The organism is Pseudorhizobium marinum (assembly GCF_000705355.1).
Lineage (GTDB): Bacteria > Pseudomonadota > Alphaproteobacteria > Rhizobiales > Rhizobiaceae > Neorhizobium > Neorhizobium pelagicum.
On sequence record NZ_JMQK01000036.1, the window covers coordinates 1 to 23,051 of the forward strand.

Here is a 23,051-nt window from a genome sequence, read left to right on the forward strand (position 1 = left end):
AGGCATCCCTCGGCTGAGGCTAAAAGCGCAAAGGCGGGCTCCATGGACACGACACTGGTCACCGGCGCTTCGGGCTTCATCGGCTCGCACCTGATGCGCGAGCTTAAGCGACGCGGCCTGCCGGCGCGCGGCGTGAGCCGCCAGGCCTTGCCCGGCATGATCCACGTTCCCTCCTATGGGCCAGACTGCGATTGGCGAGAGCATCTGAAGGGCATCCGGACGGTCGTCCATCTGGCGGCGCGCGTGCATGTCATGCACGAGACGGCCGACGATCCCCTGGCGCAGTTCCGCCACGCCAATGTCGCGGCAACCACCAATCTCGCCCGGCAGGCGGCCGCGGCCGGTGTGAAGCGCTTCGTCTTCCTGAGCTCGATTAAGGTGAACGGTGAGGGGACCGAACCCGGCAAACCCTTCAAAGCCGACGATCTCCCAAATCCGCAGGATCCCTACGGGGTCTCGAAAGCCGAGGCGGAAGCCGCCTTGCGGGAGATCGGCCGGGAGACCGGCCTCGAGATCGTGATCATCCGCCCTCCCCTTGTCTACGGACAAGGCGTCGGCGGCAATTTCCGCAGCCTCATGCATTGGGCCGCCCGCGGCGTGCCTTCGATCTTCTCGAAGGTGAAGAACAGACGGTCGCTGGTCTATGTCGGGAACCTCTGCGATCTCCTGATCGCTACCCTGGAGGATCCGAATGCGGCCAACCGGACGTTTCTGGTCAGCGATGGTGAGGCAATTTCGACGCATGAACTTCTGGCCACCCTCACGTCGGCCTTCGGCCGGCCGCCGAGAAGCATTCCGGTGTCTCCTGCGGCGTTGAGACTGCTGGGCTCGCTGGCCCGCCGCAGGCCCGTGGTTGAGCGGCTCCTGGACAGTCTCGAGGTGGATATGAACGCGACGCGCGAAACGCTGTCGTGGAAGCCACCCTTCACCTGTTCGGCCGGATTGGCCGCCACGGTAGCGCCGCGCTAATTGCGAGCCGATGACGGGCGCCCCTATTGCGTGTTCGCCAAGCGCATGCCCACATCATGCGGAACAGCAACGGCGGCGATCGAGGCCTCGTAACGTCTGTAGAGCTCGAACGACAGGCGCGAGAGACCAGGGGGATAAAACTCCTCAATCACCTTCTCCAGTCGTTCGACGCGCTCCATCGAGAGGCGCACCGCCTCGACCATTTTCTGCAAAGTGATCTGATGCGCGGGGTGATCGAACTGTTGCTCCTGCAGCCAGCACAGATATCGCATCGTCCAGCCCTTCTTGCGTGGATAGATGCGACTATGCTTGAGTAGGTTACGACCGCGCGCTTTGGTCAGCCGACCTGTCCGGCACAGCGCCGAAAGCCTCATGTTTGTCGGCCCCAGACTGTCGGCGCCTTTTCCGCCGCGCGAGTTTGAACGCCGTTCAACCCGAAAACTCGGGACTGGGCCCGCGGGCAGCCGCGGCTCCTCCTCCGCGGCGCCATTGGGCAGGATCAGCAGGCCGCGATCCTCCCGTTCCCGTCGCCGACGCGCCAGCCTCGGACGAGCCTCGTTAATTAGTGATCTCTCATGTCCTGGCCATGATGGTCCGGCCGGCTACCGAAGGTGGGTTGTGAACGAGGTGGAGGCGATCCTCGACTGGCAGCAGCGTGGCATCACCGCGCGCATTCTGGGCTACTCTCATGAACAGAACCCCCTTTTGATGCAATCGCCAGAGCGCAGGGATGACAGGCTGTAACACTGGCAGCAACTGGTGGACGCCTGGGGTTTCGGCTGGGAGATAGAGGATGCGGCGCGAAGCCTATAGACCGACAGTCCGCAGACGCTTCAAACGTGACCACGGATGTAATGGCACGGGCGGGGCAAAGAAAAGTCGGGCCATGCCCGGCCTTTTCTGCGTTGAGGGCAACTTGACGAGGATCTGTCTCGGCGACGGCGTCAGGCCCGCGCCTTTCTGCTCCAGCGCTCAGCCATCCCTCGCAACGACAGTGTTCGACAGCAGGGTCACGCCAGCATTCGGGCAGACTGCAGAGATCGCCCCTTGCGGGGTGCTTTCGCTTCGCTGGCGCCATCCGGCGGCTGATTTTGATCCCGACGCCGGACACAGCAAGACTGCACGTCGGGTTGCCGCCCTTTTTGGGACCGCAGTGGTCGCGTCCTGCGGACCAAGCGCTGCCGGGTGATGAAGCTCACACGCACGGGTAGACATGAGCCGCTGGAGGCGTCGACATGAACCGAGGTTTTGCCCGTGTTCAGAGCCCCAGCGGGAGACGCAAGGCGATCATGCTGCAGCTGAGCAAAACGCATGCCGGGCCGAAATCGACGGCCGCGCGAAACAACCAGCGTCGCACCATTTTAGCCTCATCACCGTTCTTGTCGATCTTGCAAGTGGTCAACGCGAGGCTGAACGTTTGGTTCCCCCGGTCGAGGCGGGCATGCAGCCCAGGACCGGCTCGTGTACCAACGGTGCCCATCGACCGGACGTTGTCGAGCAGCCGACCCCCCTTAAAAAACGACGGACCCGCCACGACCTTCCCCCCGAGCCAAGCTGAGGATCGACCTGTTTCAAGGCTTCACCTTGTGTCTCGCCTCAGACCGTCCCCGACCGTCCGGGAGGCATCCTATCTCTGCAGCCTAGGATGCGAGCCGGGCGCAATCCGGTTGATGGCGACATGGACGAGCAGGTGCGCTGCTCTAATTACCGACGGTCGTGACGTCGGCCCCGTACCGCTACGGGGCGCCACGATCATTTACAAGAGACAGGAAGTGGGCCCGCTTTGCCGCGTCGGTCCGCTGAGCAGCAGGAGTAGTGGGTTTGTTGGCAAGATTTCGGGGCTGGCTGAAGGGTAAGCGACAGCGCTGGCCATACGCGCGCATCTGGATGCACGCATTGATGGCGGCGCTCGGGGTGACGGCGGCAATCTGGGGCGCATGTGCCGCCCTCGCAGTGCCTGTTGCGCAGATTTTCGCGGAAAACGCCAGCCACAAACTGGTGCAGAGTGCCGCGCTCGCCGTCGCCACGCTGGCCTCTGGGATTGCGGTGGCGCGGGGTACCGGCTCGCCCCGCTACGCGGCCCTCGTCACCGGAGTGATCAGCTTTGTAGGCTTTCTGCGCGAGACTCCCACCTGCCGCGGCGACGTAGAGATCTTCTGCGTAGCGTCAGATATGCGGTCCTCACTGATGGCCGTCGGCGCAGGGGTGCTGATCATTGCGACCCTTGCCTATGCACGTCGCGACCGACCGGGTTCCTCCGGGCGATTCACCCTCGTTTCTGCTGGCCTCTGGTGCTGACCGCCGCCTTGGTGGGCGCCAGCCAGATTGGCGAGGAGCTACACCTGATTGCCCTTGAAGAGACGCTGGAGCTCTACAGCTTTTTCGTCCTGATGCTCGGCGCGGTCTTTCTGGCGCTGGCGCCCCCAAAGGGCTGCAGTATCTATCCAGAGGGACTGAAGATGTCCCAGCCGTTTGCCGCAGCCAACAAGGTGTATAGCCAGGATTGCGGTTGTGATCGGGTGGCGCAGGTGGATGGGACGGAATCAGCAATAGCAACTGATCTCAAGCCGAAACGATACTTGGGAATCGGCATGATGTAAGACTGGATTGCGTTTGCCGCATCACTTATCTAGAACTCCTTTTTAATCATTGCGATGGTCCAATGTCACGAAACACGAACATCCTGTTGACCGGTGGAACTGGCTACATCGGAAGCCATACCGCTCTCGCGCTTACCTCACGAGGCTACAACGTTGTGCTTTTGGACAACCTCGCTAACAGCTCTGCGGAGGTGGTCGATGCAGTCCGCACGATATCGGGGCGGGACTGCACCTTCATCGAAGGCGACATCAGAGACGGAAGCCTGCTTAAGGATGTCCTCCGCAAACACCAGATCGGCTCGGTCATTCATTTTGCTGGCTTAAAGTCTGTTAGCGATTCGATCGAGGATCCGATTTCCTACTACTCCACCAATGTTGTCGGAACACTTGAGCTTTTGGCCGCAATGGCTTCCGAAGGCATATCCAAGCTAGTCTTCAGCAGCAGCGCTACAGTTTATGGAGTGCCGGCATATCTCCCCATAGACGAGGCGCATCCGACCTCTCCCGTTAATCCGTATGGGAGAAGCAAGCTTCACTGCGAGGAAATTCTTCGCGATGTGGCGGCAGCCGGCGATTGGTCGATCGTCTGCCTTCGCTACTTCAACCCCGCAGGCGCACATGAGAGCGCTCTGCTCGGTGAGCGCCCGACATCGCGACCCAACAATCTTCTCCCTGTAATCTCCGAGGTCGCGCTCGGACAGTCCGCCACACTCCAAGTGTACGGTAACGACTATGACACACCGGACGGTACCGGTGTGCGCGATTTCATCCATGTTATGGATCTGGCGGAGGGTCATGAGGCCGCACTTCGCTTCGCCGAGACCAGCAGAGGCTTCGAAACATTCAACCTCGGCACTGGCCAGGGCTACAGCGTCCTTGAAATGGTGCAGGCATACGAGCAGGAGAGCGGCAGATCGATTGCGCGTGCGTTCAGCCCCCGCCGCCCTGGAGACGTTGCATCGTGTTATGCAGACACGTCAAAGGCCAGCCAAGTTCTAAATTGGCAGGCAGCACGTAGCCTGCATCAGATGTGTGCCAGTTCCTGGGCCAATGTCAGCGCTGAAGCAGGCGCACATGTGGAAGTAAGTGATTCACCCCTAAGCAAGATAGTTGACCAATGATTCTAGTTACCGGAGGCGCGGGCTTCATCGGCAGCAATTTCATCCTGGACTGGCTCGCCCACAGCGAGGAGCCCGTGATCAATCTCGACAAGCTGACCTATGCGGGAAACTTGGAAAACCTTAACTCTTTAAAAGGAAATCCGCGCCATATCTTCGTCAGGGGGGATATTGCCGATAGCGAGTTGGTAGCGCAGTTGTTGTCGGAGCATCGTCCGCGCGCCATACTCAACTTTGCCGCCGAGTCGCATGTCGACCGTTCGATCCACGGCCCCGAAGCCTTCATCCAAACAAACATTGTCGGTACCTATCGGCTGCTGGAGACGGCGCGGGCGTTCTATAAGGACCTCGATGAACGGGCTGCCTCCTGCTTCCGCTTTCTGCATGTCTCGACCGATGAGGTCTATGGATCACTGTCGAGCGGTGCGTCACCATTCACGGAAGAGCATAAGTACGAGCCGAACAGCCCTTATTCGGCGACGAAGGCCGCATCCGATCATCTGGTCCGTGCCTACTACCATACATATGGACTGCCGGTACTGACGACGAACTGCTCCAACAACTATGGCCCTTACCACTTTCCCGAGAAACTGATCCCGCTTTGCATCCACAATGCGCTCGCTGGGCGCCCGTTGCCGATCTATGGGGACGGCCTCCAAATCCGTGACTGGCTCTATGTCCGGGATCACTGCAGCGCGATCCGCAGGGTCCTAGAGGCCGGGAAAGTCGGCGAGACCTACAATGTCGGCGGCTGGAACGAGATGGCGAACATATCCGTGGTACAATCCGTCTGTGAAATCCTTGATGAGCTGAAGCCCAAGGAGAATGGCAGCAGTTACGCGGCTCAGATTACCTTTGTTACAGACCGACCGGGGCATGACCGACGCTACGCAATCGATGCCGAGAAAATCTCCACCGAGTTGGGCTGGCAGCCTAAAGAAACATTCGAGACGGGGATTCGTAAGACAGTACAGTGGTATCTGGACAACCCCTCATGGGTTGCTAACGTTACAAGCGGCGCCTATCAGAGCTGGGTCGGCCAGCACTACGGCTCCGGTTTGAACACCACTGCCAGGAGGACGAGTCCGCATGTCGACACGTAAGGGTATTATTCTGGCCGGCGGTTCTGGAACGCGCCTTCACCCCGCGACTTTGGTTGTCTCCAAGCAACTGCTACATGTCTATGACAAGCCGATGATCTACTACGCGCTGACAACGCTAATGTTGGCGCGGATCAGGGACATCCTGATCATCTCCACTCCACACGACATTCCGAGGTTCGAAAGCCTTCTGGGTGACGGCAGCCAATGGGGCCTCAACCTGACGTACTGCGTACAACCGAGCCCCGACGGGTTAGCGCAGGCGTTCATCCTCGGACGTGAGTTTATTGGCGGCGCTCCCTCTGCCCTCATTCTTGGCGACAATATTTTCTACGGTAACAACTTTCAGCAATTCCTCAAGCAGGCGTCGACACAGGCTACCGGTGCGTCTGTCTTCGCGTATCACGTCAACGATCCGGAGCGGTTTGGAGTTGTCGAGTTCGACCGGCAACGAAGAGCTCTTTCTGTCGAGGAGAAACCCCAGAATCCTAAGTCGAACTACGCGGTAACAGGCCTCTATTTCTACGATCATCAGGTCTGCGACATTGCCGCCGTAATTCGGCCTTCGCCTCGCGGGGAGTTGGAAATAACCGACGTGAATGCGCAATACCTGGCGATGGGGCAGCTGCATGTTGAAATCCTGGGCCGAGGCTATGCCTGGCTGGACACAGGAACGCACGACTCGTTGCTGGAGGCCGCCCAGTATATTTCCATTATCGAGAAGCGCCAAGGATTGAAGGTTGCCTGTCCTGAAGAAGTGGCGTTTCGTAATGGCTGGATCGACGCAGGCAAGCTAGAGGCTCTGGCAGCTCCGCTCATCAAGAATGGCTATGGCCAGTACCTCATGAATGTCCTGGCAGAAGCAAGGTCTTAGGTGCGGCTGGATTGCGATCGTACCACACCACTGGTCGCTTCAGGCGGCAAGTAGATCCTTGTAGACTGCGAGTGTTTCCTGAACAATTTGTTCGGAGGAGAATTCTCGTTCCGCCTTCAGTCTTCCCTGTCGCCCCATCTGCTGGCGCAGTTTGCTGTCTCTAATCAGCGTCGAGAGGGCGAGCGCCAGGCTATCAGCATCACGCGGCGGCACCAGAAGGCCATTGTCGCCATGCGTTACCGCTTCCCTGCAGCCTGGTACATCGGTGGCAACGCATGGAAGGCTGGCCGCCATTGCTTCGAGAAGCGCTTTCGGCAGCCCTTCGCGGTACGACGGGAGGCACACGATCGAGGCCTGGGCGAAGACATGGGGCATATCCGTCCTGAACCCCCATAGCTCGACCGTGCCTTCATTCCGCCAGGCCACCAATGTTGCCTCGTCTATGGCGGCGCGATTTCCGCCATCTGCTCCTCCGGCAACCACAAAACGAGCGGACACACCTGCCCCTTTGATCTTTCGCGCAGCTTCAACGAACTCGCCTATACCCTTGTCCCAAAGCAACCGTGCAGGCAGCAGGACAAGCGGAACCTCCGCCACCACGTCGCCAGTCGAATAATCCGTCAAATCGACTCCAGCACCTCTTACTAGTATCGCGTCTTTCTTCTTGACCCATCCATTTTTGACAAAGCTCGTAAGATCGTCAGGATTCTCGAAGATGACGCGGCTGCCGATCGGATTGAGAAGTAGTCTCATCGCGATATTGAGGAAGTGGCTTATCCCCTTCGCAAGAAGCGAATCCGACGTCGAGAGATAACCGCCACCCACGATAGCGTTGACAACTTTCGCCCGGCCCGCCAGTCGAGCAGCAAGGCTTCCGATAAGGATGGGCTTGAGAGCGACCTGATGGAGGATGTCCGGGCGCTCCGCCCTGAGGACCTCCCATACGCGCCGGAGCGAAGACAGCCCTGAAACCGGATTCAGGGTGCGCCGATCCAAGTCGATGTGAATGACGCGAAGCCCGGCTCCTTCTATCATGCCCCCATGCTGCGCGACATTTGTGAGAACCACCACCTCGAAGCCTGCATCTCGAGCAGCCCGCGCTCGCGCCATGAAGTGAGAGCAGAAAAACCAGTCCACGGAAACGAAATAGAGGAGTTTTCGGGACTGTGTCATTCTTGGTTCCTCGGCGGTCTCGATTGTGCTCCTGCATAGCGGTGAACGCCTGGCAGCCGTCTACAAGCCACCGCTTTGCTGACAGCCACCGTCAGGCCCCGAAGGTTATACCAACTCGGTCGAAGCAACCATTCTCTCAGCCAATGCGAAGCCACTTCCGCGTACCCCGCTGGCGACATGATGGATTGGTTTGGGTGCACTCGGTAATGCAGCAGGACGATCGGGAGATTGCGCAGCTTCGCATCGCTACGCACGGCACGAAGCCACAAATCGGTATCCTCCGAGAAGAACCCGCCAAGATAGCCGCGCATCTCCACCAGGAATGCCTTCTTGATCGCGACGGACGGATGACAGATGACCGTACGCTTCGGCAGGGCACGCGCAATGGCTTCCCCGGATTCGGGAAAATCCATCCTGCCGATCACATCGTTCTTGCCGTCAATCAGCATCACCGCCGAACCGAGCACATCTGCCGGGTCCCGCTCCAGCGCGTCCCTCAGCGTTCGGAGACGATGGGGAAGAGACACATCGTCGGCATCCATCCTGACCAGATATTCTCCCGCCGCCTGATCCGCAAGAAGATTGAGGTTGAAGGACAGCTGACCGATCGATGTGCGAAAGAGCCTTATACGGGCATCGCCAGCGGCGTAAATGTTCAGTTTGGACCAAAGGTCATCACTGCACGCGTTGGCGCCAATCAGAAATTCAAACTGCCGGTCGTCCTGCGCAAGGACGCTTTCGATAGCTTCGTTCAGCCATGGGTTGTCTCGGTTGACGCACATGATAAACGATGCGAAGAGTTCAGGCGCTGCCTGCGCATCCTTGGTATCATCAACGGGACTAGCTTCACTCATAGCGGGCCATGATAAGCTTCATTTCTTGCCACATCTCGGACAATCCGGCTTCGAAAGTCTCGCGTGGGCGCCAGCCGGTGTGGGCGCGTAGCTTTTCATAGCTTAGAACATTCGCCGGTACATCGATACCGCGCGCATCCACTCGGTTCACCTCAACCGAAATGTTTTCACGAACAGCTATTGCCTTGATCGATTCAACGACATCCAAATTGGAGAGACCGACTGCGGTTCCTATGTTGTAAGCCTCTCCGCTCAGCCCGCCGCTAAGCGCCGCGACGAGCCCGGAGGCCACATCCCGAACGTGAATGTAGTCCCGGATGGTATCACCTGCACCAAAGATGGTCACAGGCTTTCCACTCAGTGCCATACCCATAGCAGTAGCGATAAAACCTTGTCCGGTGAATGGTTTCTGCCCCGGTCCGTACGCGTTCGCCGGACGAACCACGGTCGACGGCAGACCCTTTATGAGATGATGTATGAGCGCATAGCGTTCAACAACCAGCTTGGTAATACCATAAGATGAAACCGGAGATGTAGGGTGGTCTTCCGAAATCGGAAGATCGCTGGCAATTCCGTAGACGGTACCGCCGGATGAGGCGACGAGCAATTTTCGAAAGTCTGGCAGATCTTGGGCCGCCTCAAGCAAATTGAGCAGAGGCACGATGTTATCCTGCAACTCCAAGATGGGATTAGCTACGGTAACCTTCGGTGTAGAGGCATGCGCAAGATCGATAATTTCCCCACAACCCTCCAGCGCCGCCCGAAGGGCCACTCGATCTCCGGCGTCACAGGATTGGTAACGCGCTTGCTGCGAAAGCCTTGCCGGAGGGTCCACACGACGCCCAAGAACAAGTACATCTCGCCCTGAAACAATGAGCGCATTTACCACATGGAGCCCAATGAAACCGCCTCCCCCAATCACACATGTGCGCATCAGTAAACCTTCTCGTGTGCTTCTCCTGCCCCCCGAAGCAGTACCTCGTACCGAGTGGCGATCGCGTCCCAGGTAAACCGCTCCTTCCAAGCAGCGTGGCCCGCGGCGCCAAGGAGGTCGAGCTTTTCGGGGTCCTCGATCGACTTTGCTATTTCCCGGGCGAGCACAGCGGGTGAAACACGGGTATAGCCTCGCTCATCCTTCGCCGCCGGGCAGATAATCCCACCCCCGGTCCATCTGGCAATCTCTTCGGCATTGCCAACTGGCACGGAGAGAAATGGCGTACCCGCAGCAACCGTCTCGAACAGAACCAAGGGCGAGTATTCAATGTTCGAAGCGAAGACGAACAGGTCAGCAGCCATGTAGGCCTGTACCAACTCGTCGCGGGAATAATTCGCCACGATCAGCCGCTTTGCGGTGGATTGTGCTTGAGCCTCCGCCATCCAGTAAGCGAGCGGATTGGCATATTCTCGCGCGCTCGGCGAAAGGTATCGCAACAAACCGGCCCTTTCCAGGCGCGGCCCTATACGCTGCAGGAGCCGCATTCTGATACCGATCCAGCCCTCCTCGATCCAAACCCTCTGGACGCTCTCCCCCAGTCGCCTGAACCGTGCGGCTCTTCGCGACCAGTGGTGTAAGCGCCCCAACAGCCTGGAACCGATGCCCCGGAAACCTTCAACTCGAAAAACATCTGTTGCCCGGGTCCACACCGGGGGACACAACGATGGCGCCTGGCCGGCTTCGGGAGGAGTGTTCTGTCCATCCGAGGTGCTGCCTTGCTTCACCACAACAGGCTGAGGCGGCGGATTGCCATTCATAATGAACGTGACATGGCGACTGTTGGTCTTGAGACGAACAAAAGCTTCAAGAAGTTCCCGATGGCCTTTCACACCCGTCAGGCTGCCAACCGTCAACAGAACAAAACTGTCCTCGGGTATGCTGTTCCTCTGGCGGAATGTCGCATCCCGAGAAACTCCGAACTCGATCTCGCTCGCTCCGTTGGGAAGGATCGAAAATTGCGAAATCCCGTTCCGACGGGCGAAATCCGTGTCGCGATAGCTCTCCGCATAAAACACAAGATGATCGAACTTCCTCAGGACGTCAGGCATGGCCTCAAAATAGTCGCTGTAGCTCGGCTCGAACAAACCGGAAAATCCGCACGGAATGAACATCTTTCGTGCCGAGATTTCATCGAGGTCCGGCCAAAGCGCATCGAACGTCCATTGCTGTGCGGCCTTGATGAGGATCGCGTCGCATTCAAAGGACCGCACGAACTGCCGGTAGCGTTCCACCTCACCTTCCATGCCGCGGACGATGTTTCCCGTCACTCCAAATTCAGCGATTTTCACGCCGTTATGCTCAGTGAACGTTCGGTCTCCGAGACGGGTTGTCGCCACGGTCACGTCATGCCCCCGCTGCACGAGTCTCTCAGCGATCTGCCGCATGACTTCCTGAACGCCACCTACGCTTGGCAAATAAAACTCACAGCAAAATAAAAGGCGCATGATGACTCCGATCAGCGAGGAAACCTAGGTAACTGCCTGACGAAACGATAAATCTTCTGTAGCAGCGGCCTTGCCCATTGCGATCCCGTTCGATGCATTACCCATTGGTAGTTCAGTATCCTCGCCCTTTCGGCAGCGCGGGCAGCGAGTTCGACATCACCTGGGGCAATGAACCTTGCTGCATCGACGACAACCGATGCCATCGAACGGATATCCGGTTTGCGCGACAGCCGGTGCAATGCCGAGTGCGTCAACGCGGCTACATTTTCCGTGTCCGCGTCCACCTTCTGCCGGCGAGTTGTCCAGGCGAGGTTCTCAGCACTGATTGTGACCAGCCGATCAAGGAAGGGATTGGGTCCGGCCCGAGACATACTCTGCGGCACCTCGCGATACACCAAGAGACGTTCACCTAGGTTGGCTACCCGACCATGTCGAGCCATCCTGGACCATAGCTCGTAGTCTTCGGGAGGCTGCCGGGCCTTGTCCGTTGTATAGCCGCCAATCGCCATGACCGCGTCACGACGCATCATGACCGAGCTGTGCACGAAGGGGTTGTTGAAAAGAAGCTCGAACGAGAGGATCTCGTGGCGCAGAGGGTGATCGTGAGCGCGGTCGGTCGGCTCGTCGCCGATCCATATTTCTGCTGCCGTGCCGAGCAGGATGCAATCGGGATGGGTATCTAGGTAAGCCACCTGCCGCGCGAAGCGCTCCGGGTGACTGAGATCATCCTGGTCCTGGCGAGCAATCAACTCTCCGCGTGACATGGATAGACCTCGATTCAGCGTCGCCGCAAGCCCCGCATTTTGCTGATGAACCACGGTTACGCGCGGATCGGAGACGCCAGCGAGCACCTCTGCAGATCGGTCTTTCGAACCGTCGTTTATCACAATCACTTCGAAATTCCGGAAGGACTGGTTCAATACCGAATCCAGCGCCCTGCGGAGATCCGCCGCGCCGTTGTATATCGGCATGATAACTGAAACACGAGGCTCCTTCATAGCCTGATCCACGAGGCAGGTACGAGATCGGTGGTGTCGTGGCTAGCTCCTGCGAACCAACGTTTCGGGGCGACGATGATCTTGTCGGGGCGAGGATTGAGCCAAGCGCCCCACCAACTGAAAGAACTATTCGCGATGATGTGGTGCCTGCACGCCGTCATAAGGGCCATATCCCACGCTCCCTTGTCAGGTCCGTTGACGTCAACCAGGGTCATAGGTTGAGTGATCTTAAGGTTCTCCCTGACCCACGCAAGATCGTCGGAAAATACGAAGTAATGTCCACCGCCGACCTGTTCGGCAATGTGGTCGACTGCAGCACTATAGTAATCTAGCGAGCAGACGCCGTGATATTTTGCCGTCTGCGCATTGGCGACATAATCACCTCGGCGGATGTGCAGGGAGACGGCCAGTGGTCCTGCATCCCGGATCAAAGCCTCCATCGCTTTGTTCTTTGCGTCCGTCGGCTGCCGCAGGACAAACTCCTCGCGGAGGTGCCCAGCCACGTCCGAGAAGTAGCGTTCGCTCTGAAAATATCCGTCGAGGTAAACGGGATCGGTCACCTGCAGAATACCTGGATCATAAGCAAAGGAGGACTCGCGGAAGGTGGTCGCCGGAAAAGCGAGGCCAAGAAGCCGACTGATACGGGTGAGCATCCTCGGCGGGGATGGTACGACCCCAGCACGAGCAAGTTCGCTCGCCGTGGCAACCCGGGCGTTGATCGCCCAATCCTCGAGTTCGAAGCGTCGCAAGTCGTAGTGCTCGAAACTGCTGATATCCAAAAGAAGCTCAGAACCTAGACGACGAGCGACAGCCCTTCCCGTTGCGAACTGGAACATCTGATTTCCGAGCCCACCTAACAATTTAACAGTAATCAAAAGCGCGCCCTTTTCGTCTAGGCCAACTCAGCCCGGCGTCCTCGCCTTCCGTACAACGAGGTATACTGGTCGAACAACCATCTGGCCAGCGATGTCTCAATGCCCACAAGAGGAAATGCGGCTCGTGCAGATATCGTCGATCGGCACGCAGTAGCTACTTCGTCGTGGCCACTAGCCAATAATTCCGACAGCCTCGGGCGGCAGTTTGTAACCACACTGCCCTCCCCTGCAGGTCTTATTGTTTTGAGAAAACGTAACAGCCGCAACCATAGCTTTGGGCCGCAATCACATCACTATCCGGCCCCATGATCAGCCCGCTCTCGGCTGCGCCGTCCGGGACAAGCGCATGCTCGACCAAAGTTAGGGTTTCAAACATTTGAAGCACCTGCTCATGAGAGTATATCCGATGGGCATTGAACTGTATTCTTGGTTTCCCTACCGGCATAGCGACAATCAGCCGTCCATCTTTAGCGAGTACACGGGACAGTTCACGCGCAGCCTTCTTGTCGCCGTCGATATCCATTGGATCTCCGTAGCGACCGAGTCCGATGTGCTCAATTACGTGCATGCAGGACAGTGAGGGGATCGAGTCCGACTGAAAATGCAAGTTGGTCAGATCAGCAGGCTCCGACGATAGGTTCGTCAGCACCAGCGCAGCTGGTCTAAAATCGAAAAAGTCGACTTTCACGAACGCTGATAGAATGGTTGCGAAGTGAAGGGTTGAGGAGATGTCAACGTGCTTCTTTGGATTGAAGGCGGCCACCACACGCGCTGCCCAAGCCGGATGGTAGATGTAGTGTCGGTCAAAACCGGTTTCAGCCGTCCGATCATCAAGGCAGGGATAGCTATCGACGTCGTTTAGTGGGTTGCGCCCAGCAGATACAAGAAGCCGATTAAAGTCCTGAAGCTCCTTACGGAAACCTAACATTGCAGTTTGGCGCCGCGCCAAATGATCGATGTTCGCTACAGTCGAGTCGAAATCGGTCTCAACGCAGTTCATGAACAACCAGGCAAAATGCGGATGCTTCCAAGCTAGTTTGAAGTATTTTCCACCAGCGACCGACGACCGCCAGAAGCGGCCAATATGTTGGCGAATTTTCATAAGCACTACTTCTTCTTGTATTTAGTTCTTAATCGCTGTCACCTGACAATCGAAATGGAGCATTTCCCAGCTGCCTGTGTCACGTTGCGAATAATCTTGTAGAAGTTTTAGCAGCGTAGAGATCGCAACCTCACCTTCACTATCTAGCTTCGAGCCGGCGTATTTCTCCGCCATCATCTGGATACGTCGCAACTCCTGAGCCACGAACTCAAAGAAGTTGCCGTTCTCCTCAATCGTGATATCTCGGAAGTTGAGAGCGGTCAGGTGCTGCAGGTAGAAGTATTTGTTGAAGCCTGTCGCATAATGATACGGCGCGAAGTGCGTCAAGCTACAGAACGGGGCGGTAATTAGTATCTTACCCCCCGGACGTAGAACTCGAGCCATTTCTCGAACTGCGGCGACCGGGTCTGCGACATGCTCCAGCACTTCGGTGCAGAGCACCGCGTCAAAGCAGGCATCTTCCACGGGCATGTCACAGATGTCCGAGATGATGTCTAAGCCTGCGGTGTTCCAATCTCCGGTTTGGAGTCCGACAGAGTTCCCACTTCCATCGTATTCTGCGAGATCTTGTGAAACATAATCGAGGTGATGACAGAATTTTTTGTACTGCATTTCACCAGCACCCGCGTCTAAAAGCCTCGTACCGGCGGGGAGCGCGGTAAGTACCTTTTCGATCCAGGCGTCTCTTGTTGCAGCGTTTTGGGTGCCAACCGGCAGCAAAGGCCCTAGATTGGGCAAAGCGTCCCAAGTCTTCAGTTCAGCGATCGCAGAACCCAAAACATTGGCGCTGTCGACACCGGTAAGCTTTCGCCGATGATCACCATAGCTCATCTGTATTGTCAAATTAGGCTCCGACGGGCGCACCAGCGCTTTCAGACGGCCTTTGATACTGGATATGAACTTTGACATTTGCTTCTTTCTTAAGACCTCGCCTCGATGGGAAAAAGGTGGCGCACCCCCCAGGAGCCCCTACAGATTTTGCCATTGTGCCGGGACGAACCTCTGGCCATCGACAAATATCGTATTGATGTAAGTGTCAGCGTAAACGTGGTAACCAACTTGCCTCATACGGGAGAATATCTCGCTCACTTTAGTTGCGTCCCCGCTCTGCGTGTAGGTAAGTGTCTCAATACAGAATACAGCAGGCCTCCATTGTGAGAAATCCCAAGCCTCCAATATATCATAATCCATCCCTTCCACATCCAGCGACACGAAATTAAACCCAAACTGCGGATCAAATTCCTCGAGTATCCTATTGATATGAACTGCTGGAACTGTGAACGTTGAACTTAGACGATGTTCTGTCTCTGCTTGGTACCTATCGGCTGTGGTTCTTTTTGTCGTACTGAGCGTATCCGAGCTCATCTTAAAAAACTCAACTTCGTTCGCTTCGCCAACACTTACCGCTTTGGCTAAACAGATATCTCGAGGTCGCGCCAGCGCTATACGTGCTGCCAAATCCTGATCAGGTTCCACGAGCAAGCCCGCCCCCCCCTCCAGGTAAAACTTGTAGCTGTTGCTGAATTTTACTGGGTCATTGGCCCCCAAATCCAGGTATCGCACAGGGCCGATCGCCATGAGCCTGAAAAGAAAATCAACTATAACATCTTCGCCGCTTTGCGAGAACGTTGAGTTCTCGCGGACATCTGTAACTCGAGGCTCAAAAAATGACCTCCATAGGCGCTTCATGCCGCTACTCCAGGAGTTGTTAAACCAAATCAAGAGGATGATCCGCTCCTACTGTATCTTGCGGGGCTGCAGTTTGCAGCCTCCTGATAGTTACTGGGCTGGACATCTCACTCATTGTTTGGCTTATACGTCCACGCAAGCCGAGGTCTAGAAACCCCGGGAAGCTCTCCCCTCCAACCATGCCGTCGAGGATCTGAGAGGTCAATCTCGCGAACTTCGAACCTCAAGGAGTTTTCATACGAGAAGTGCAGCGGCTGGTCATAGGAAAAACTGCTAAAGGCCACGACCACGGAATACCGACCGTTGTTAAGTTGATAGGCCGGGACCTCGCATTTTGCGGTATAGATGCCCTTCTCGTGAGGACAGGGGTGCTCGGGGAACGAGATGAAGGCCCTCGCACCGAACTCATCATAGAAGTGGAAGTTCGGAACAGCAGGCTGATCGAGCGTCTGGAGAACCTCATAGGTGAGGTCGATATAGAAGGGGCGGTCAATCGACAAGTCACTCGTTACCACGCCACTGTTATCGATGATCTGCGCGTGGTGACACCGTATCTTATCAGTATGATCACTATGAGCGATGACCCCTTCGTCACCGGGCTCGAAGCGAGCCTTGCCCCAATGATCCCCGTTGTCGGTTTCGATCGAGCGGATATACTGAGAGGCAGCCTCATCGACGGATACGAAAGACACTGCGCGGCCCCGCTCCAGGAACAATGCTTTTTCGCACATTGCCTTGACCGACTGCATGGAGTGGCTGACGAAGAGCACCGTACGACCGGCTCCAGTCAGTTCCTTCATGCGCTCGGCACATCGCCTCTGGAAGGCTTGATCGCCCACTGAAAGAACTTCGTCAACGATCAGAATGTCGGGGTCTAACCACGCCGAGACGGAGAAGGCGAGTCGCACGTACATTCCGCTCGAATAATGCTTCACCGGTGTATCGATAAATTTCTCCACGCCGGAGAAAGCTACGATCTGGTCGAACTTGGCAGTGATCTCGTGGCGCCGCATGCCGAGGATTGCGCCATTAAGGTAGATGTTTTCTCGGCCAGTCAGCTCCGGATGAAACCCTGTGCCCACTTCGAGCAAGCTCGAAACCTTCCCGCGGATGGCAACTTTCCCTTTGGTCGGCTCGGTGATACGGCTCAAAATCTTGAGAAGCGTCGACTTGCCCGCGCCGTTGCCGCCAATGATCGCGATACGCTCTCCTTCGCCGATTTCGAAAGAGATATCTTTCAACGCCCAAAAAGTTTCTTTGGGCATATCTGCGGCAAGCTCAGCCCCGGCCGCATCCTGAGCCCGAAAGGGCGCAGCCAGAAGCTCGCGAAGGCTGCGGGGCCGCTGGCGTGAGTGATGGCTAATCACGTAGCTCTTCGACAGATCCTCCACGCGGATCGCAAGGGATTTAGATGTCATCGGCAAACCGGGATTCTGCGGAACGGAAGTAGACGAGCCCCGTGAGGAGGACTGCCACGGTAATGATCAGCGCCGATATGATACCATAGGTGCTGGGTACATCCCCAATGATGGACCAACGAAAAGCATCGATAATCCCCGCAATGGGGTTCAGGTAATAAAGAGGTGCCCATTTTTCCGGGATCAGTGCCGTGCTGTAGCCAACCGGCGAGGCATAGATGCCAAGCTGCAGAACAAAAGGAACGATGTGACGGAAATCCCGGTAGCGGACCGTCAATGCCGAAAACAGGAGGCCGATCCCAAGCGACAGCAAGCCCACCCAGAATCCGAGAGCTGGCAGCAAGAGAAGATGCCACGTCGGCGCCAACCCATACCAAAGCATAAGAAGCACCAACACCGAAATCGAAACAATAAAGTCTACCGCCGCGACCAGGACTGTACTGGCGGGAACGATCATTCGCGGGAAATACACCTTGGAGAGAAGGTTTCCATTGGTTATCAGGCTACTACTCGATTCCGATGTAGCGTTCGAGAAGTAGAACCAGGGCAACAAGCCCGTAAATACCAGAATTGCATAAGGGGTGTCACCAGAAGAGAGGTTGGCAATCCGTCCAAATACTACGGTTAGGATGATCATGGTCAGGAGCGGCCGAATCAGGACCCAACTCACACCGATCACCGTCTGCTTATAACGGACGAGGATGTCACGCCACGCGAGAAACAGCAGTAACTCGCGATGGCGCCAGATGTCGCCCCAATAAGCTTTTGCCGAGATCCCGTTCTCGATGATCAGTTCGCTCTTCTCGGTCATACCATCACCCAACGTGGCGGCTGACCTGGCAATAAATTTCTATTCATGATGGTCGTAAGCCTTGAAGCCCCCCTGCTTCACCAGCGCATCGCGCTGGGCGGCCGAGAAGTCAGAATCGACCATCTCCCTCACGAGCTCTTGGAGTGTTATCTTTGGTTCCCAGCCGAGCTTCTCTTTGGCTTTACTCGGGTCACCAAGTAGGGTCTCTACCTCGGTCGGCCGGAAGTAGCGGGGATCTACCCGAACAATGGTCTGCCCAGGCTGCAGCTTGAGTTCAGGATTTGAGACTGTCTTGACGACGCCAACCTCCTGCTCTCCATCGCCGTCGAACTGCAGGCTGAAACCAAGGGCTTCCGCCGCGAACTGCACGAACTGACGAACGCTGTATTGAACACCCGTCGCAATGACGAAGTCCTCCGGCGTCTCCTGCTGCAGCATCAGCCACTGCATCTCGACATAGTCCCTAGCATGTCCCCAGTCTCGCAAGGCGCTGAGATTGCCAAGGTGAAGACTATCCTGCAGGCCAAGAGCGATACGGGCGATAGCACGCGTAATCTTGCGGGTCACGAACGTCTCGCCGCGTACCGGACTTTCATGGTTGAAGAGGATCCCGTTGCAGGCGTATATCCCGTAAGCTTCGCGGTAATTTACGGTGATCCAGTAAGCGTACATCTTCGCCACGGCATAGGGACTGCGCGGATAGAACGGCGTAGTTTCTTTCTGCGGCGTCTCCTGCACGAGGCCATAGAGTTCGGACGTCGACGCCTGATAAAATCTCGTCTTGTGCTCCAGCTTCAGAATTCGGATTGCTTCAAGAAGCCTTAGAGCTCCCAGGGCATCGGCATTGGCCGTATATTCAGGCTCTTCGAAACTGACAGCCACGTGGGACTGGGCAGCAAGATTGTAGATCTCGTCCGGCTGGGTCTGCTGAATGATGCGAATCAGGCTCGAGGAGTCGGTCATATCGCCATGGTGAAGGACGAACTTACGATCCTTCTCGTGAGGATCCTGATAAAGATGGTCGATGCGGTCTGTGTTGAAGAGCGAGCTGCGCCGCTTGATTCCATGGACTTCATAACCCTTATCGAGCAGGAACTCCGACAGGTAGGCGCCGTCCTGGCCGGTAACGCCGGTGATGAGGGCTTTCTTCTTCTGTTTATCCGGCAAGTTCACTTCCTCAAATAGATATATGCGGGGCGCTAGCATCGCTTCCTGCAAGGCCATGAAGGTAGTCCTCATAAGCCTGCCTTATGCCCGAGTCGAGGCCTATCCGGGGCTGCCACCCAAGCTGCTCAATCCGTCTAATGTCCATCAGTTTCCTGGGGGTGCCATCCGGCTTGCCTTCATCGAACACCACGGAACCGTCATAGCCCACTACGCTTGCGACCAAGCTGGACAGGCTTCGAATTGTGAGATCGCTACCGAAGCCGACATTAATGTGGCTGAGCATTGGCTGCGTGTTTTCCCGGTAGGCTTCCGGCTCGAGTTGCATGACGAAGATGCAGGCGTCCGCCATATCGTCGACATGAAGAAATTCGCGATAGGGGGTTCCGGTCCCCCAAAGGACTACGTTTGGTTCCCGATCAATCGCATGGGTGTCCCGGTTCAGGCCAATCATCCGGCAGACGTCAGGCGGGATGGACCCATACCTTTTCTCGTCAGCCTCTATCGCGGCCACATTCCCTTCCCGAGCGAGTTTGGCAAGATGAAACTTGCGGATCATGGCTGGGAGAACGTGGCTATTTTCCAGATGGTAGTTGTCACCCGGACCATAAAGATTGGTGGGCATAACACTGCGGAAATCACGCCCGTGCTGTCGATTATAGCTCTCGCAGAGTTTTATGCCGGCGATCTTCGCGATCGCATAAGGCTCGTTGGTTGGCTCAAGGACCCCGGTAAGCAGTGCGTCTTCGCTCATCGGCTGCGTAACTGCCCTCGGATAGATGCAGCTGGACCCGAGAAAAAGCAGTTTCTCCACACCATGCATATGCGCGGCATGAATCACATTGGCCTCAATCATCAGGTTGTCATAAATGAAATCGGCTGGATAGGTATTGTTGGCGTATATGCCACCGACCCTCGCAGCTGCCAGATAGACCTGGTCGGGCTTTTCTGATGCAAAAAAGCTCTGAACCTCTCGCTGATCGGTTAGATCCAGTTCGGCACGCGTGCGCTTCAGAATCTCGACATTCCCCTCGCGACTGAGGGCACGGACGATAGCGGCACCCACCATCCCCCGATGACCGGCTACATATATCTTTGCAGGTTTCCCCATGGTACCTCGGACGTGTTCATCGTGGAACTCGAACGGACCTCGCGGAGCCTAGGCTTATGCCGCACCGTGGCCTCACGTCCGTGTATGGACATTTCAGGTGGGCCTATACAACGTCAACCCCGCAGCTTGTCAATTGGCGTCAAAACTGACTGATAGTCACATTTTGTGGCTGTTGTAGCGTCGACGCATCTGAATTCACCTGAGCGTCAGCCTATTCTCCGTTGATTTTCCCGCCAGCCTCCTAACTGCAGATTTGCTTTAGGTGTGGTGAAGGCGTCGAGATTGCGCTGCGCCATCGCTTCAATCGCGGCGCTTTGGTAACTTTACGGGGAAGCCCGAGGGCTGAAGTAGATCAGAGAGCAGGAGCAACATTGTTGACGCCGCACCTTTGACCTATGCCGAAAGGCCGCAGAACGTGCGATAGCTGAGCACTCAGGAAGGGAATGAGCGGCCCTGACTGTCGAAGACAAGATCCTAGAGCAGGTCTTGTGATCGATGAATCGATTGTGAGGTGACTGGCTGAGCCGAAGCTGATTCAACATCCACAGCAAGGAGGTGGATGATGGCACAGGCATTGAGCGATGATCTTCGGTTTCGTGTGTTGAAAGCGTCTGCGGCGGGCATGTCCGCTCGACAGGCGGCCGCCAGGTTCGGAGTTGGGATCTCGACGGCGATCCGCTGGATTGCAAGGGCGAAGGAAGGTGAGCCGACCGCCCGGCCGCAAGGCTGGAGGCGACCGTCGGTGCTGGATGCACACGAGGCATTTGTTGTGGGCCTGATCGAAGACCGTAAAGACGTGACGCTCGATGAAATGGTGGAGCTCTTGTCTGTAGAGCGGCAGGTGAAGATCAGCCGGAGTGCACTTGGGGCTTGGCTGCGAGGGCGCGGATGGACGTTTAAAAAAAATCCGCACATGCACTGGAGCAAAACCGGCCGGATGTCCTGAAGCGGCGGCGCATCTGGTTTGATGGCCAGCTCGATCTCGATCCCGAGAGGCTGATCTTCATCGACGAAACCGGCCTCTCCACAAAGATGGCACGCCTGCGGGGGCGTGCCCTTCGAGGCGAGCGTTGCCGAGCTGGGGTACCGCACGGGCATTGGAAAACGACGACCTTCACCGGAGCACTGCGCCTCACGGGAATGACCGCACCGTTCGTCTACGACGGTGCAATGAACGGTAACGTCTTCCTGGCTTACGTCGAGCAGGTGCTGATCCCAACCCTTCAGACCGGGGACGTCGTTGTGATGGACAACCTGCCGGCACACAAGACGTCCGGAGTTCGCGATGCCATCGAGCGTGCCGGCGCCAAGCTCATGTTCCTGCCGCCCTACAGCCCCGACTTTAACCCTATCGAGAACGCATTCTCGAAACTGAAAGCCATGTTGCGAGGCCGGGCAGAGCGAAAGATCGATGCTCTATGGGACGCGGTCGGTGCTTTGATTCCTCGCTTCATACCAACAGAATGCGCCAACTACTTCAGAGCCGCTGGATATGACCCTGATTGAACAGGATCTGCTCTAATTTGACCGCATCTGCACCAGCGACTGTTTAACCAAAGCAGCGAAATACGGCATCGCGACCGCCCCGAGCTAAATGTACAGATCTCACATCAGGAAATTCTGGTGAATAGCTCTCAAGAAAGCTGCGTCAATAGAAGTCTTCCTGTTCATTTGGCATCGCCGCGAGCAAGATGCAGAGGAGGACCGCGAGATAAGCCTCCTTTGCAAACGCGACGATCAGATTCCGCGAAGTACGGCCGTCACCAGCCACCCCGGTCGATTCGCTCGCGACATGATTGCTGTTTGCCGGCAGTGTCTGGACGTTTTCGCTCAGAACCTCTAGCAACTCTTCCTCGGAATAGGAGGGCTGACTCTGCTCATTGCCTTCCCCAGGATATTTTGTCGGTTTCACGGTCGTTACCTCCGACTCATATTCAAGCTGGCTAGGTTAGATACAATTTTATGGAAGTCCATACCTTTTGCTTCCGCTGCAAGAGATGCGGTATGGCTGGTGCATCAGGGTCCTGAGAACATTCAGTGCGCCGTTGTCTAGTCAAACGACCAGCTACTTTGAAAAAAGCGTACACCGATCCTTGAGCCTCCGCCAACCAATCAAACAACGGCACGCCGTTTCCCTGGGGAATTCAATCACAGCCTCTTGGCGAAAATCCACTTCGGAGGCAACTCAAGCCCTCCTCTCTCTGGTCGGAGGCGCAGACTTCGGCGACACCATCGGCAACCAGACCTCCGTTCCGCGCACGAATGGTTCGCTGGCGTCGTCTTCGGCGGTGTTGATCTTCCACGCTCTTTCCGAGGTTCGGCCGCTGTCCGGCCGCGTCGTTACTGGGACCGCCGCCAGGTCTTTCTTCAGGCCACAGCAGATGGGTGAGCGGGGATCAAGAAAAGAGCAACGCCCCACGCATCACCACCGGCATCCCCTCTTTCGAAGCAAGCCGCAATGAATGCCGCAAGCGCGACCTCGACCGGGATACCGGCGGCGAAGCGCAGAACCACGTAAGCCGACCACGCATAGCAGAGACAGGCCAGCCAGTCTTTCGACAGCCGCCTGACGTCCGCGCCGTGGCGGATGAACACGAAGATCACGAAGCCGATCGCCACATACCGGTAGGCATCACTTTCGATCACCATGGCCGAGGCCATCAGCGCCCACAGCACAGGGATCACGACGGCTCGCGTCCTCGCCGCGCTGATCAACGATTGGTTTGCGTCAGCCTGCATCTTGAGGCCGGTCCCAG

At 56.8% G+C, this 23,051-nt stretch carries 21 protein-coding genes and 2 pseudogenes; 7 read left to right on the forward strand and 16 right to left on the reverse strand.

What is annotated here, in order from left to right; all coding sequences use genetic code 11:
- Positions 1 to 42: 42 nt before the first annotated feature.
- Complete coding sequence (locus tag EO99_RS0124275) at positions 43 to 969, forward strand: NAD-dependent epimerase/dehydratase family protein (RefSeq protein ID WP_029621142.1); 927 nt, start codon at positions 43 to 45, stop codon at positions 967 to 969.
- Positions 970 to 1,047: 78 nt separating this feature from the next.
- Here the strand turns inward: EO99_RS0124275 and EO99_RS0124280 are convergent.
- Positions 1,048 to 1,286: pseudogene (locus tag EO99_RS0124280) on the reverse strand (IS110 family transposase); the annotation flags it as partial.
- 1,507 nt (positions 1,287 to 2,793) lie between these two features.
- On the opposite strand from EO99_RS0124280, the gene EO99_RS0124295 reads away from it, so the two are divergent.
- The 5 genes from EO99_RS0124295 (at position 2,794) to rfbA (ending at position 6,661) form a co-directional block, all read left to right on the forward strand.
- Positions 2,794 to 3,267 (forward strand): hypothetical protein, encoded by a 474-nt coding sequence (locus EO99_RS0124295; protein ID WP_156035004.1) that lies wholly within the window; start codon positions 2,794 to 2,796, stop codon positions 3,265 to 3,267.
- The gene (locus EO99_RS0124300) at positions 3,261 to 3,569 is read left to right on the forward strand and encodes a hypothetical protein (RefSeq protein WP_029621146.1); all 309 of its coding nucleotides are present in this window, start codon (positions 3,261 to 3,263) and stop codon (positions 3,567 to 3,569) included. Before EO99_RS0124295 ends, EO99_RS0124300 begins: the two co-directional genes overlap by 7 nt.
- A gap of 62 nt (positions 3,570 to 3,631) precedes the next feature.
- Positions 3,632 to 4,690 (forward strand): UDP-glucose 4-epimerase GalE, encoded by a 1,059-nt coding sequence (gene galE / locus EO99_RS0124305; protein WP_077067166.1) that lies wholly within the window; start codon positions 3,632 to 3,634, stop codon positions 4,688 to 4,690.
- Positions 4,687 to 5,790: a dTDP-glucose 4,6-dehydratase gene (gene rfbB / locus EO99_RS0124310; RefSeq protein ID WP_051680069.1), complete on the forward strand. Its 1,104-nt coding sequence runs from the start codon at positions 4,687 to 4,689 to the stop codon at positions 5,788 to 5,790. The genes galE and rfbB overlap by 4 nt, the downstream gene beginning before the upstream one ends.
- A complete protein-coding gene (gene rfbA / locus EO99_RS0124315; protein ID WP_029621149.1) occupies positions 5,777 to 6,661 on the forward strand; it encodes a glucose-1-phosphate thymidylyltransferase RfbA in 885 nt (294 codons plus the stop codon). The genes rfbB and rfbA overlap by 14 nt, the downstream gene beginning before the upstream one ends.
- 39 nt (positions 6,662 to 6,700) lie before the next feature.
- Here rfbA and EO99_RS0124320 read toward each other — a convergent pair whose 3' ends face one another.
- The 13 genes from EO99_RS0124320 to EO99_RS0124380 form a co-directional block, all read right to left on the reverse strand.
- A complete protein-coding gene (locus EO99_RS0124320; RefSeq protein WP_029621150.1) occupies positions 6,701 to 7,834 on the reverse strand; it encodes a glycosyltransferase family 4 protein in 1,134 nt (377 codons plus the stop codon).
- Entirely contained in the window at positions 7,831 to 8,688 is an 858-nt protein-coding gene (locus EO99_RS0124325; protein WP_051680070.1) for a glycosyltransferase family 2 protein, read from the reverse strand. Before EO99_RS0124325 ends, EO99_RS0124320 begins: the two co-directional genes overlap by 4 nt.
- Positions 8,681 to 9,622 (reverse strand): NAD-dependent epimerase/dehydratase family protein, encoded by a 942-nt coding sequence (locus EO99_RS0124330; RefSeq protein WP_029621152.1) that lies wholly within the window; start codon positions 9,620 to 9,622, stop codon positions 8,681 to 8,683. Before EO99_RS0124330 ends, EO99_RS0124325 begins: the two co-directional genes overlap by 8 nt.
- On the reverse strand, positions 9,622 to 11,127 hold the full coding sequence (locus EO99_RS0124335; protein ID WP_029621153.1) for a glycosyltransferase family 4 protein: 1,506 nt from the start codon (positions 11,125 to 11,127) through the stop codon (positions 9,622 to 9,624). Before EO99_RS0124335 ends, EO99_RS0124330 begins: the two co-directional genes overlap by 1 nt.
- 11 nt (positions 11,128 to 11,138) lie before the next feature.
- A complete protein-coding gene (locus EO99_RS0124340; RefSeq protein WP_029621154.1) occupies positions 11,139 to 12,125 on the reverse strand; it encodes a glycosyltransferase family 2 protein in 987 nt (328 codons plus the stop codon).
- A complete protein-coding gene (locus EO99_RS0124345) occupies positions 12,122 to 12,961 on the reverse strand; it encodes an alpha-1,2-fucosyltransferase (RefSeq protein WP_210165106.1) in 840 nt (279 codons plus the stop codon). Before EO99_RS0124345 ends, EO99_RS0124340 begins: the two co-directional genes overlap by 4 nt.
- A gap of 274 nt (positions 12,962 to 13,235) precedes the next feature.
- On the reverse strand, positions 13,236 to 14,102 hold the full coding sequence (locus tag EO99_RS0124350) for a DUF268 domain-containing protein (RefSeq protein WP_210165107.1): 867 nt from the start codon (positions 14,100 to 14,102) through the stop codon (positions 13,236 to 13,238).
- A gap of 21 nt (positions 14,103 to 14,123) precedes the next feature.
- On the reverse strand, positions 14,124 to 15,011 hold the full coding sequence (locus EO99_RS26485; RefSeq protein ID WP_051680071.1) for a class I SAM-dependent methyltransferase: 888 nt from the start codon (positions 15,009 to 15,011) through the stop codon (positions 14,124 to 14,126).
- 60 nt (positions 15,012 to 15,071) lie between these two features.
- Entirely contained in the window at positions 15,072 to 15,791 is a 720-nt protein-coding gene (locus EO99_RS0124360; protein ID WP_029621158.1) for an FkbM family methyltransferase, read from the reverse strand.
- Positions 15,792 to 15,898: 107 nt separating this feature from the next.
- Positions 15,899 to 17,209, reverse strand: a complete 1,311-nt coding sequence (locus EO99_RS0124365) for an ABC transporter ATP-binding protein (protein ID WP_029621159.1) — start codon at positions 17,207 to 17,209, stop codon at positions 15,899 to 15,901.
- Entirely contained in the window at positions 17,199 to 18,020 is an 822-nt protein-coding gene (locus EO99_RS0124370) for an ABC transporter permease (RefSeq protein WP_029621160.1), read from the reverse strand. Before EO99_RS0124370 ends, EO99_RS0124365 begins: the two co-directional genes overlap by 11 nt.
- 39 nt (positions 18,021 to 18,059) lie before the next feature.
- Positions 18,060 to 19,226, reverse strand: coding sequence for a GDP-mannose 4,6-dehydratase (gene gmd / locus EO99_RS0124375; RefSeq protein ID WP_051680073.1), 1,167 nt, complete (start codon positions 19,224 to 19,226; stop codon positions 18,060 to 18,062).
- The gene (locus EO99_RS0124380) at positions 19,198 to 20,295 is read right to left on the reverse strand and encodes a GDP-L-fucose synthase family protein (protein WP_051680072.1); all 1,098 of its coding nucleotides are present in this window, start codon (positions 20,293 to 20,295) and stop codon (positions 19,198 to 19,200) included. The genes gmd and EO99_RS0124380 overlap by 29 nt, the downstream gene beginning before the upstream one ends.
- Positions 20,296 to 20,857: 562 nt before the next feature.
- On the opposite strand from EO99_RS0124380, the gene EO99_RS27265 reads away from it, so the two are divergent.
- A protein-coding gene (locus EO99_RS27265; protein ID WP_173425163.1) for an IS630 family transposase occupies positions 20,858 to 21,801 on the forward strand; the annotation gives its coding sequence in 2 pieces (ribosomal slippage) (positions 20,858 to 21,194 and positions 21,194 to 21,801; 945 coding nt in all).
- A gap of 142 nt (positions 21,802 to 21,943) precedes the next feature.
- Here EO99_RS27265 and EO99_RS0124395 read toward each other — a convergent pair.
- Entirely contained in the window at positions 21,944 to 22,207 is a 264-nt protein-coding gene (locus EO99_RS0124395) for a hypothetical protein (RefSeq protein ID WP_156035005.1), read from the reverse strand.
- 455 nt (positions 22,208 to 22,662) lie between these two features.
- Positions 22,663 to 23,051: pseudogene (locus EO99_RS27900) on the reverse strand (hypothetical protein); the annotation flags it as partial.